The sequence below is a fragment of the Streptomyces coeruleorubidus genome, assembly GCF_008705135.1.
GTDB classification, from domain to species: domain Bacteria; phylum Actinomycetota; class Actinomycetes; order Streptomycetales; family Streptomycetaceae; genus Streptomyces; species Streptomyces coeruleofuscus.
This window is the reverse complement of the sequence record NZ_CP023694.1, coordinates 6647656-6659744: the sequence shown is the minus strand read 5'-3', so window position 1 is coordinate 6659744 and position 12089 is coordinate 6647656. Positions and strand designations below refer to the sequence as shown.

The window sequence follows — 12089 nt, the reverse complement described above, 5'->3', positions numbered from 1 at the left end:
CGTCAGCCGGCCACCGCCCCCGCTCCCACGACGTCCGGGATCCGGAACGGCTTGCCGCAGCCGCCGCAGACGATCGGCGCCTGGGCGAGGACCGAGGGCACGACGCGTACGTTGCGGCCGCAGTCGCAGACCGCCTTGACGCGGACGCCGCCGCCGGAGGAGCCGTGCCGGGCGGCCGGGCCCCGGAAGGTGCGGGAGGTGTCGGATGAGGTCGCGGCCGTGTGGGCCTTCAGGGCGCGCTGGAGGCGCTCCATCGTCGGGCGGTAGCGGCGCTTCGCCTCGGGGTTGAGCGTGACCAGGGAGAAGCCGCTGCTGGGGTGCGGTTCCTCGGGGTGGTCCAGGCCCAGCTCCTCGGCGATCGCGAGGAATCTGCGGTTGTGGTAGCGGCCGGCACGGGAGGTGTCGCGGACGCCGCGGGCGGCGGCGATGCCATGGACTGCCTCATGGAGCAGTCGCTCGAAGGAGAGCTCGTGACCGCACGCGGACGACGACTCCCCGATCAGGGACTCTGGCGCGGCAAGGTCGGGCAGCTCGGGGTGGTACCGCTGAATATCGGCCCACGCCTGTGCCAGCTCTGCGGCGAGAACAGGTGGTGTCTGTGTCGTGCTCACGTAATGACAACGAGCCGGGGTGCCCCAGTGTTCCGATTCCGGGGCATCCCAAATAATTTGCACGTACCCGTCAGTTGCCTCTGATGCGTCCCGACGAGGGCGGGTGCGCTGATCTGGGGAGAAGCCTCACAGCTCACCACAAGGTGGTGCGTAGTCCCGCGTACGCCCCGGCGCGTAGATGACGTCTGCGCGCCGGGGACTTTGGGTTCCGCAGTTACGCAAGAGGCATTTCGGTCGCCTTGCGCCCCACTCAGTAAGCGCGTGCGACGACCGCGACGTTACCGGGTGCGTCGTCGGCGTCCGGCACCGACCCGTCCTCGGCGACCAGACACCGTACGGTCGCCGCGTGGTCGGCCAGCTTGGCTTCGCCCTCCTCGCCGAGCACCGCCCACGGGATGCGCGCCCAGCCGCCCGCGCCGGCCACCTCGACGGCCTCGTCGATCGTCGCGACCTCGGTGGTACGGGACTCGCGGCGCTCCCGGGACTGCTTCAGCAGCAGCGCCTGGTCTTCTTCGAGGACCTTCGGCAGCAGCGGCACCAGGGCGTCCAGGGAGACCGGCTCCTTGCCGCCCGGGATACGGCGGGCCAGCATCGCGGTGCCGTTCTCCAGGTCGCGCGGGCCGATCTCGATGCGGACCGGCACGCCCTTGAGCTCCCAGTCGACGGCACGGCGCCCGAACGGGGTGTCGGTGCGGTCGTCGACCTGGACACGGATCCCGGCCGCCTTCAGCCGGTCGCCGAGCTCGCGGACCTTGGCCAGAACCGCCTCGTCGCCCTTGATCGCGAGCACCACGGCCTGGGTCTGCGCCAGCCTCGGCGGGACGCGCAGGCCGTTGTCGTCGCCGTGCATCATCACCAGGGCGCCGATCATGCGGGTGGTGGAACCCCAGGAGGTCTGCCAGACCAGCTCCTGCCGGCCGTCCTTCGACAGGTACTGCGTGTTGAAGGCCTTCGCGAAGTTCTGGCCCAGCTCGTGGCTGGTGGCCATCTGCAGGGCCTTGCCGTCGCCCATCATGCCTTCGAGCGTGAGGGTGTTGATCGCACCGGCGAACCGCTCCTTGACGGTCTTGCGGCCGGGGACGACGTCCATCGCGAGGACGTTCACCATGAAGTCCTCGTAGACCCGCCGGTGGATGTGCGCGGCGAAATCGCGCGCCTCCTCGTACGTGGCGTGCGCGGTGTGGCCCTCCTGCCAGAGGAACTCGGTGGTCCGCAGGAAGAGGCGGGGCCGCAGCTCCCAGCGCACGACGTTGGCCCACTGGTTGATGAGCAGGGGCAGGTCGCGGTAGCTCTGCACCCACTTCGAGAAGTAGTCGTTGATGATCATTTCGGAGGTGGGCCGGACGACCGCCGGCTCCTCCAGCTCCTTGCCGCCGCCGTGCGTGACGACCGCGAGCTCCGGCGCGAAGCCCTCGACGTGGTCCGCCTCGCGGGTGAGGTACGACTGCGGGATCAGGAGCGGGAAGTACGCGTTCTGAGTGCCGGTCTCCTTGATGCGGGCGTCCATCTCGGCCTGCATCCGCTCCCACAACCCGTACCCGTACGGTCGGATGACCATGGTGCCGCGCACCGGTCCGTTGTCGGCGAGCTCCGCCTTGGTGATCAAGTCCTGGTACCAGCGCGGGAAATCGTCCGCCTGGGGGGTGAGTACGGGTGCCTTGGCCATGGCGAGATGGTACGGGCCCACGTTGCCGGAATGTGAAATCTCGCCATAGGCACATGACAACTCATATACCGGGCCGCATTCCACTGGACGACAGGTCGAGGGGGGAGTTTCCTGGCATACGGGGGTAGTGCGAGCGCACTGTCACGGGGGCCATGGAATCGGGCAAGAGGCAACTCTCGGCGGATTGGGGCGCTTACTTATGACACCTACGCTCGTGCGGCAGCACCTGCCTCACGCGGGGGCCGCACCCCGCGTGGACCTGCGTGCACGCGCGCGTGACTGGTCCGAGATCCAGGAGCGGATGCTCGTACCGCTCTACGAGGCCGTCTACGAGCGACTGGACGTGGGTCCCACGACGCGGCTGCTCGGCCTCGGCTGCGGTTCCGGACTCGCCCTGCTGATGGCCGCCGCCCGGGGAGCGGCGGTCACCGGTGTCGACGCATCCCCGGAAAGAATGGCCCTCGCGCGGCAGCGCTTGCTGCCCGAGGCGGGGGCCACGCGCGCGCGGGCGGGCGCCCGGCTGGTCGACGGCTCGCCCCGGGACACCGAGGAGCCGGGCGCTCCCGCGTACACCCTGGTGACCGCCTTCGAGCCGATCGGGTGCCTCGCGGGCGACTCGGAGGGGCTGGGCGGGCTGCTCGCGGAGGCGACGCCGCTGGCGGGGCGCGGAGCGGCCGTGGTGCTGGCCGGCTGGGGCCCGCCGGAGCGGTGCGCCACGACGTCCGTGCTGCGGGTCGCCACCAAGCTGGCGGAGCCGCTGCGCAGCACGGGCAGCTGGCGCCCCGCCCTCCGTGACGACCTGGAGGACGTCGCCCAGCGGGCCGGTCTCAAGCCGGACGGGTCCGGGCGGGTGGCGTGCCCCTTCGGGTACGCCGATGTGGACAGCGCGGTGCGCGGGCTCAAGTCGACGGGGTTGTTCGACGCGGCGATCACGGCGACGGACCAGGTGCAGGTGGACAAGGAGCTGACCGAGGCTCTGCATCCGCACCAGCGGCAGGACGGGACGGTGTGGATGCCGAACGTGTTCCGGTATCTGATCGCCCGGACACGGTGACGAACAGTTTTTCAGTGCGGGTGTGAATGGTGTGAAGAAAGCACCATGGGGTCCTTTGGGTTTCACCAGGTGGATCATGAACGCTTAATGTGATCCACCGCTCGGGGGACCTACACATCTGCATACAGGAGCTGTTGTGCCGCACCACAAGACCGCGCTGCGTCTCGTCGCGCCCGTCGCCGTTCTCGCTCTGGCCCTCACCGCCTGCGGTGGCGGCGACAAGGCCGACGCGAAGAGCCCGGACACCGAGAAGGCCAAGGTCTTCCCGTCGCCGGAGCCGGCGTCCGGTGGCGAGCTGGGGACCGGCGAGAGCGCCACGGGCGAGGTCGCGGAGGACCCGGGCAAGGTCACCTACGACGTCGTGGCGCAGAAGGTCGAGGTGGGCACCGAGGCGGAGGCGGCCAAGGCCGTGTCGGAGCCGGACAAGGTCAAGGGCATGGTGCTGGCCGTCGCCCACGTGAAGTACACGCACAAGAGCGGGCCCGCCCTCACCGACGGTTCCGACGTGCACGACGGCACCACGGTCTTCGCCGACGGGCGGCGCGGCAGCGTCCTCATCGGCGCGTCCGAGGACACGGCGGGCTGCGAGGACCCGTACGACGTCGAGAGCTGGAAGCAGGGCGAGAGCCACGTCTTCTGCGAGACGTACGTGATCCCGGCGAACGCCAAGAGCGTCGAGGTCCACTGGTCCGAGGAGGACGGCGAGCCTTACATCTGGAAGTTCCCGAACGCCTGACCGGCGCGCCGGCGACGAACCACTGAGGGCGCCCCCCTTTCGAAGGGGGGCGCCCTCAGTGCCGTTCAGGAACCCGTGTCGTACGGGAACGGGCGGTCAGCCGCCGGACTTCTTGAATCAGCCCATGAACTTCTTGAACTCGTCGGGGAGTTCGAAGTCCTTGCCGCCCTGCTGCGGCAGCCCGAAGGCGTTGCCGCCCTCGGCGGCGGCCGCGCGGCGGGCGGCCTCCTCCTGCTCCTGCTGCTTGCGCTTCATCGGGTTGCCGGAGCGCTGCTTGCCCTTGGCCTGCTTCTGCTTCTTCTTCGCCCGGCCGGGACCGCCACCCATGCCCGGCATGCCGGGCATCCCGGGCATGCCGCCGCCCTGGGCCATGCGGGACATCATCTTGCGGGCCTCGAAGAACCGCTCGACCAGGTTCTTCACCGCGCTGACCTCGACGCCGGAGCCCTTGGCGATACGGGCGCGGCGCGAGCCGTTGATGATCGTCGGCTCCTGGCGCTCGGCCGGGGTCATCGACTTGATGATCGCGGCCGTGCGGTCGACGTCCCGCTCGTCGAGGTTGTTGATCTGGTCCTTCATCTGGCCCATGCCCGGGAGCATGCCGAGCAGCTTGGAGATGGAGCCCATCTTCCTGACCTGCTCCATCTGGGCCAGGAAGTCGTCGAGGGTGAAGTCCTGGCCCTTCTTGGAGGCCAGCTTCTCGGCCATCTTCTGGGCTTCGGCCTGGTCGAAGGTCTTCTCCGCCTGCTCGATCAGGGTGAGCAGGTCACCCATGTCGAGGATGCGGGAGGCCATCCGGTCCGGGTGGAAGGCGTCGAAGTCGTCGAGCTTCTCGCCGTTCGACGCGAACATGATCGGCTTGCCGGTGATCTGCCGGATCGACAGGGCCGCACCACCGCGGGCGTCACCGTCGAGCTTGGAGAGCACCACGCCGTCGAAGCCGACGCCGTCGCGGAAGGCCTCGGCGGTGTTGACGGCGTCCTGACCGATCATCGCGTCGACGACGAACAGGATCTCGTCGGGGCTGACCGCGTCCCGGATGTCCGCGGCCTGCTGCATCATCTCCTGGTCGATGCCCAGGCGGCCGGCGGTGTCCACGATGACGATGTCGTGGACCTTGGACTTGGCGTGCTCGATGGAGTCCTTGGCGACCTTGACCGGGTCGCCGACGCCGTTGCCCGGCTCGGGCGCGTAGACGGCGACACCGGCGCGCTCGGCGACGACGCTGAGCTGGTTCACGGCGTTCGGGCGCTGGAGGTCACAGGCCACCAGCAGCGGCGAGTGGCCCTGCTCCTTCAGCCAGCGGCCGAGCTTGCCCGCGAGGGTGGTCTTACCGGCACCCTGCAGACCGGCCAGCATGATCACGGTGGGCGGCTGCTTGGCGAAGCGCAGGCGCCGGGTCTCACCGCCGAGGATGGTGACCAGTTCGTCGTTGACGATCTTGAGGACCTGCTGGGCCGGGTTCAGCGCCTTGGAGACCTCGACGCCGAGGGCGCGCTCCTTGACGTTCTTGATGAACGTCCGGACGACCGGAAGCGCCACGTCCGCCTCAAGCAGCGCGATCCGGATCTCGCGCGCCGTGGCGTCGATGTCCGCCTCGGAGAGCCGTCCCTTGCCGCGCAGGTTCTTGAAGGTCGCTGAGAGGCGATCGGAAAGAGTATCGAACACGGCGCTCGCGGTCCTCGGGGTCGGAGACAGACTGGGGAATCGCCCTCCAGGGTATCCCGGCGTGACAAGTCGCCGGGTCGCCCTCACCCACGCAGGGTCTCCTCCAGCTTCCGGGCCACCGACTCGGCCTCGTCGCCGGGCAGCGGCGCGCCCTCGGGGCCGGTGACGTAGAAGGCGTCCACGGCGTTGGCGCCGAGCGTCGAGACGTGCGCACTGCGCATCTGCACGCTCGCGTCGTCCAGGGCGCGGCCGATGCGGAACAGCAGGCCCGGGGCGTCCTGGGAGCGGACCTCGATGACGGTGGCCAGCCGGGAGGCGGCCGGGTGGACCGACACCCGGGGCGGCGGGGCCACCACGCCCCGGCGGCGCGGGTAGGCCGCGTCCCGTTCGGCGAGGCGGCCGGCGATGTCCAGGGAGCCGTCCAGCGCCCGCACGAGGTCGGCGCGCAGGCGGGCGGCCTGCGGCAGGGAGCCGTACTCGGCGGCGACCCGCCAGTCCAGCAGCAGGACGGTGCCGTCGACACCGTCCGGGAGGGTCAGGGACCGCAGCTCCGCCGTTCGCACGGTCAGCCGGTGCATGGCGAGGACACCCGCCACCGCGGGCAGCACACCCGGCTGCTCGGGCACGGCGATGAGCAGTTCCACGCCGAGCGGCTCGGGGTCGCCGGAGGGCTCCTGCCCGGCGGGCGGCTCGGTCTGCGCGCGCAGGGAGAGGACCGGGCTGCCCGTCGCGACCGCCTCGATGGCGAGCCGCTCCTGCTCGGCGGTCGGCGCGGCATCCTCGGGGTCGGCCGGGACGTCCCCGGCGAGCACCGCCGAGACCCGCTCGACCAGGTCGGCGACGAGCGAACCCCGCCAGGACGACCAGGCGGCCGGGCCGGTGGCCAGGGCGTCGGCCTCGGTGAGCGCGTGCAGCAGTTCCAGGGTGCCCTGGGAGCCGACGGCCTCGGCGACCGAGCGCACGGTGGCCGGGTCCTCCAGGTCACGCCGGGTGGCGGTCTCGACGAGCAGCAGGTGGTGGCGTACGAGGGTGGCGACGACGGCCACGTCGTGGCGGTCGAAGCCGATGCGGGCGGCCACGTCCTTGGCGATGATCTCGCCGGCCACCGAGTGGTCGCCTGGCCAGCCCTTGCCGATGTCGTGCAGCAGCGCGGCGACCAGGAGCAGGTCGGGGCGGCTGACGCGGCGGGTGAACTCGGAGGCGCGCACGGCGGTCTCGATGAGATGCCGGTCGACGGTCCAGATGTGCACGGCGTTGCGCTGCGGGCGGCAGCGCACCCGCTCCCAGTCGGGCAGCAGCCGCGTGATCAGCCCCTCGGCCTCCAGCGCCTCCCAGACCTCGATGGTCGGGCGGCCGGAGCCGAGGAGGGTGACGAGCTGCTCGCGTGCCTCGGCGGGCCAGGGCGTGGGCAGCGGGCGCACGGTGGCCGCCATGCGCCGTACGGCGTGCAGGGAGAGCGGGAGTCCGGCCTGAGCGGCGGCGGCCGCGGCGCGCAGCGGCAGTACGGGGTCGCGCTCGGGGCGTGCGGCACGGGCGAGCACCACCTCGCCGTCCTGCTCCACGACGCCTTCGGCCAGCGGAGAACGCTCGGCGGTCGGTTTCCCGCCGCCCAGCATGGCGCGCAGCCTGGGCCGCACGGCGCGCGATCGCAGCACGCGCCCCACCTCGCGCCAGGTGACGTCACTGGCGTACGAGACCAGCCGCGCCGCCTCGTACACCTGCCGCAGCAGCGTGTCCGCGTCGAGCAGACCGAGCTCGGCGGCCACCTGGTCCTGCTCCTGGAGGGCGAGGCGGTCGGTCGCCCTCCCGGTGGCCAGGTGCAGTGCGTCCCGTACGTCGAGGAGCCGGCGCCGGGCGTCGGCGAGGCCCTCGCGCGGGGCGTCGGCGAGCCAGGAGGCGGCGACGGCGCGCAGGGCGGTGGCGTCGCGCAGCCCGCCGCGGGCCTCCTTCAGATCGGGTTCCAGGAGGTACTGCAACTCGCCCTGGCGCTCGGCGCGTTCCGCGCACAGCTCCTGGAGTTCGGGGAGGCGTTTGGGCGCCTGGTTGCGCCAGTCGGCCAGCACGGCCGTACGCAGCCCGGCCGTGAGGCCGAGGTCACCGGCGAGGTGCCGGGCGTCCAGCAGGCCGAGCTGCACCTTGAGGTCCTCGCCGGAGGTCTTGCGGGCCTCGGCGGGCGTGCGGACGGAGTGGTCGAGGGCCAGGCCCAGGTCCCACACGGGGTACCAGAGCCGGTCGGCCAGGGCGGCGACCGCCTTGGGGTCGCTGCCGTCGTGCAGCAGGAGCAGGTCGAGGTCGCTGCGCGGGGAGAGTTCGCCGCGTCCGTAGCCGCCGACGGCGACCAGGGAGACCCCGCGCAGCCCTTCCGCGCCCGCGGCGAACAGGCCGGTGAGCCAGTCGTCGGTCAGTTCGGCCAGGGCCGCACGGCGCGGCGGCCCGGACCGCGCCTCCTCGTTGAGGAGACGCAGCCGGGCCGCCGCGTAGCCGCTGGGTCCCGAGTCCTCTGCTTCCTTCTGCACGTCCGTACCCGTCACCCAGCGACTCCTGTTCTGTTTGCCTGCCTCAGAGCGCGTCGGGGCCGCGCTCGCCGGTCCGGACCCGTACGGCCGTGTCGACCGGGATGGACCAGACCTTGCCGTCACCGATCTTGCCGGTGCGGGCCGCCTTGACCACGACGTCGATCAGCTGCTCGGCGTCGTCGTCCTCGACGAGGACCTCGATGCGGATCTTCGGGACCAGGTCGACGGTGTACTCGGCACCGCGGTAGACCTCGGTGTGGCCCCGCTGCCGACCGTAGCCGCTGGCCTCGGTGACCGTCAGGCCGTGCACGCCGAAGGCCTGGAGGGCTTCCTTGATCTCGTCGAGCCGGTGCGGCTTCACGACGGCGGTGATGAGCTTCATGCGTCCACCTTCTTGCTCTCGGCTCCGGCCACGGCGGCCGCGACGGCGGCGGTCTTGGCGGCACCGCCACCGGCGCCGCTGAAGTCGTATGCGGTCTCGGCGTGCTCGGCCTGGTCGATGCCGGCGACCTCATCGTCCTCGGTGACCCGCATACCCATGGTCTTGTCGAGGATGAAGGCGAGGAGCGCGGAGACGATCAGCGAGTAGGCGAGCACCGCGAAGACACCGGCGCACTGCTTCCAGAACTGGGTCAGGCCGCCGCCGTAGAAGAGGCCCTCGACCTCGGACTGGCCCTTGCCGCTGGCGAAGAAGCCGATCAGCAGGGAGCCGACGACACCGCCGACCAGGTGGACACCGACGACGTCGAGAGAGTCGTCGTAGCCGAACTTGTACTTCAGGCCGACGGCCATGGCGCACAGGACACCGGCGATGACGCCGACGGCGATCGCGCCGAGCGGGGTGACCGCGCCGCCGGCCGGGGTGATGGCGACCAGGCCCGCGACCGCGCCGGAGGCGGCGCCCAGCGTGGTGAACGCGCCGTGGCGGATCTTCTCGTAGGCGAGCCAGGCCAGCATGGCGGCGGCGGTGGCGACCTGCGTGTTGACGAACATCAGCGCGCCGACACCGTCGTCGTTGCCGAGCCACGAGCCGGCGTTGAAGCCGAACCAGCCGAACCACAGCAGACCGGCGCCGAGCATGACCAGCGGCAGGCTGTGCGGGCGCATCGGGTCCCTCTTGAAGCCGACGCGCTTGCCGATGACCAGGATCACGCCGAGCGCGGCGGCACCGGCGTTGATGTGGACCGCCGTACCACCGGCGAAGTCGATGACACCCAGCTCGAAGGCCCAGCCGCCGGTGCCCCAGACCCAGTGCGCGACCGGGAAGTAGACGACCGTGGCCCACAGGGCGACGAACAGCGCCCACGCGCTGAACTTCACGCGGTCGGCGAGGGCACCGCTGATCAGGGCGGGTGTGATGATCGCGAACATCAGCTGGAAGACCAGGAACACGAACACCGGGATGGTGTAGCCGGGCCACAGCTCGGTCAGGCCGATGTTGCCGAGGCCGACCCAGTCGGAGTTCCAGCCGATGAGGCTGCCGGAGTCGGTGCCGAACGCCATCGAGAAGCCGTACAGCACCCACAGGATGGTGACGATCCCGAGGCTGATGAAGCTCATCATCAGCATGTTCAGGGTGCTCTTGACGCGGACCATGCCTCCGTAGAAGAAGGCCAGGCCCGGGGTCATGAGCATCACCAGGGCGGAACAGATGAGCATGAACCCTGTGTTGGCGGCAGACAGCTTGGGTGCTTCTGCGGCAAGGGTGATGGCTGGTGCCATCGGCGTCTCCTCGTCGTTGGTACGGCCCCGTGCGGGCGAAGCCTTGAGCGGAATGAGGGGTGGGCCGGTTATGCGCCACGAGATTGGCGCAGCGCGGTTTCGGTGGAAGCCCCTCGTTGTTTCGCCGCCGTGACGAAGGCGCTCTCTGTGTTACGCCTCGATGAACTGCCGGATTGTCGGCGCGTCGATCGTTATCGTGACGCAATCTTCCGCGCGGAAGCGGGTCCGGCCGCGGTCGGCCTTCCGATGACCTGGCATGGGGGAGCCGAGTCGGGCAGTTCGGGAGGGCCGGCCGCGGCCGGGGTTCAGGGGGCGGGCAGATGCCCGGAGAGCCGGGCTCAGACCGCCTCTGCCGTCTCGGGCAACTCGGCGGCCAGCCGCTCGGTGAGGTCGACGACCTCGCCGAGGTCACCGAAGTCGCGCGCGGCCGTGTCGACCGTCTTTCGGATACGAGTGTTGACCCGCTCGGAGCGGACCTTCTTGGCGACCTGCATGGCCTGGGAGGCGAAGAGCGTGCACTGCTCGGGCTCGCGCTGGAGGAGGTTCACCGTGGCCATGCCGATCAGGTTCAGCGCGTACGACCGCTGGTGCTCGCCGTCCTCGGCGAAGAGCTCCACGGCCCGCTTCATCAGGGGCTCGGCCAGCGAGGCGTACGTCGGGCTGCGGCCGGCGACATAGGCCAGGTCGCGGTACGAGTGCGAGTTCTCCCCGTACAGCTCGGCCTCGGAGAAGAAGCGGATCCAGTCGGGGTCGGGCTCGTCCCACTCGTCGGCCTCGGCGAAGGTGTCCTCGGCCATCCGGACCGCCCGCTTGCACTTGCCGGGCTGGCCCATGTTGGCGTAGGCGCGGGCCTCCATCGCATACAGCATCGACTGGGTGCGCGGGCTCGCGCAGTCCCGGCTGCCGTACTGCGCGAGGTGGATCAGCTCCAGCGCGTCGTCGGGCCGGCCGAGGTGGATCATCTGCCGGCTCATGCTGGACAGCACGTACGAACCGAGGGGCCGGTCGCCGGCCTCCTTCGCCGCGTGCAGCGCGAGGACGAAGTACTTCTGCGCGGTCGGCTGGAGCCCGATGTCGTACGACATCCAGCCGGCCAGCTCGGCGAGCTCGGCGGCGACCTTGAACAGGCGCCGGGTCGTGGCCTCGGGCTGGGGCTCCTGGAGCAGGTCCGTCACCTCGTGCAGCTGGCCGACGACCGCCTTGCGGCGCAGGCCGCCGCCGCACTGGGCGTCCCACTGCCGGAACATCACGGTCGTGGACTCCAGCAGGTCCAGCTCCGGCGCGGAGAGCCGGCCGCGAGCCCGCCCGGAGGGGCCGGCCTCGGGCTCGGGCTCCGAGCGCGGAGCCGGGGGCGAGGGGACGAGCCAGCGCTGCATGGGCTCGATGAGGGCCGGGCCCGCAGACAGGACCAGCGAGCTCCCGAGGAAGCCGCGCCGCGCCAGCATCAGGTCGCTGCGCGAGAACTCGCTGAGCAGGGCCACGGTCTGCGGGCCCGTCCAGGGCAGGTCGACGCCGGTCGCGGAGGGGGACTGGCGCGCGGTGCGCAGCCCCAGGTCCTCGACGGAGACGACGACGCCGAAGCGCTCCGAGAACAGCTCGGACAGGATCCTGGGGATCGGCTCGCGGGGGTTCTCGCCGTCGAGCCAGCGGCGCACGCGCGAGGTGTCCGTGGAGATGTGGTTGGCGCCGAGCTGGCGTGCCCTGCGGTTGACCTGGCGGGCCAGCTCGCCCTTGGACCAGCCACTGCGTACGAACCAGGAGGTGAGCAGCTCGTTCGGGCGCTTGTCAGTGTGCGTCGCGTTTTCAGCGTTCGCCCCGCTTCCGCCGTTGCCGCTCACTGGAACGCCCCCATCCCTGAGACCACTTGTCGCCGAGTGCGCCAAGGCCTATCAGCATGCCGGTTCGTACGGCCGTCCGTCCGGCCCTTGTCACCCTTCGAACGGAATACCGACTTGCCTCCGGCATACCCACGAGTGCATGTGCCCCCAGGACTCGTGCACACAAAGTAATCCTACGATCACCCGTCCAGCCACGGCTCACACGGAAACGCCACCATTCGCCACCCCAACGAATGAACTCCCCCACGCGTCACCGCGATTCACTTGACACAGGACAC

General features: G+C 70.7%; 9 protein-coding genes. 2 read left to right on the top strand and 7 right to left on the bottom strand.

Annotated elements, in window-relative coordinates; genetic code table 11:
• Window positions 1–2: 2 nt before the first annotated feature.
• Both CP976_RS30905 and proS read right to left on the bottom strand, forming a co-directional pair.
• Window positions 3–611: a hypothetical protein gene (locus tag CP976_RS30905; RefSeq protein ID WP_086843206.1), complete on the bottom strand. Its 609-nt coding sequence runs from the start codon at window positions 609–611 to the stop codon at window positions 3–5.
• A 250-nt stretch (window positions 612–861) separates the two neighbouring features.
• Window positions 862–2277: a proline--tRNA ligase gene (gene proS / locus CP976_RS30900; protein ID WP_150483256.1), complete on the bottom strand. Its 1416-nt coding sequence runs from the start codon at window positions 2275–2277 to the stop codon at window positions 862–864.
• Window positions 2278–2476: 199 nt separating this feature from the next.
• Here proS and CP976_RS30895 point away from each other — a divergent pair, with 199 nt between their 5' ends.
• Window positions 2477–3331 carry a methyltransferase domain-containing protein gene (locus tag CP976_RS30895; protein WP_150483255.1) on the top strand — a complete coding sequence of 285 codons (855 nt, stop codon included), beginning with the start codon at window positions 2477–2479 and terminating at the stop codon, window positions 3329–3331.
• Between the two features lie 136 nt (window positions 3332–3467).
• The gene (locus tag CP976_RS30890) at window positions 3468–4067 is read left to right on the top strand and encodes a hypothetical protein (RefSeq protein ID WP_150483254.1); all 600 of its coding nucleotides are present in this window, start codon (window positions 3468–3470) and stop codon (window positions 4065–4067) included.
• Between the two features lie 117 nt (window positions 4068–4184).
• Here the strand turns inward: CP976_RS30890 and ffh are convergent, their stop codons facing one another.
• The 5 genes from ffh to nsdA all read right to left on the bottom strand — a co-directional run bounded on the left by ffh (window position 4185) and on the right by nsdA (window position 11811).
• Window positions 4185–5735: a signal recognition particle protein gene (gene ffh, locus CP976_RS30885; protein WP_150483253.1), complete on the bottom strand. Its 1551-nt coding sequence runs from the start codon at window positions 5733–5735 to the stop codon at window positions 4185–4187.
• A gap of 83 nt (window positions 5736–5818) precedes the next feature.
• Window positions 5819–8266, bottom strand: coding sequence for a [protein-PII] uridylyltransferase (locus CP976_RS30880; protein WP_150483252.1), 2448 nt, complete (start codon window positions 8264–8266; stop codon window positions 5819–5821).
• 28 nt (window positions 8267–8294) lie between these two features.
• Window positions 8295–8633 (bottom strand): P-II family nitrogen regulator, encoded by a 339-nt coding sequence (locus CP976_RS30875; RefSeq protein WP_003993253.1) that lies wholly within the window; start codon window positions 8631–8633, stop codon window positions 8295–8297.
• Window positions 8630–9973 (bottom strand): ammonium transporter, encoded by a 1344-nt coding sequence (locus CP976_RS30870; RefSeq protein WP_150483251.1) that lies wholly within the window; start codon window positions 9971–9973, stop codon window positions 8630–8632. Before CP976_RS30870 ends, CP976_RS30875 begins: the two co-directional genes overlap by 4 nt.
• A 338-nt stretch (window positions 9974–10311) precedes the next feature.
• Window positions 10312–11811, bottom strand: a complete 1500-nt coding sequence (gene nsdA, locus CP976_RS30865) for a transcriptional repressor NsdA (RefSeq protein WP_150483250.1) — start codon at window positions 11809–11811, stop codon at window positions 10312–10314.
• Window positions 11812–12089: the final 278 nt, after the last annotated feature.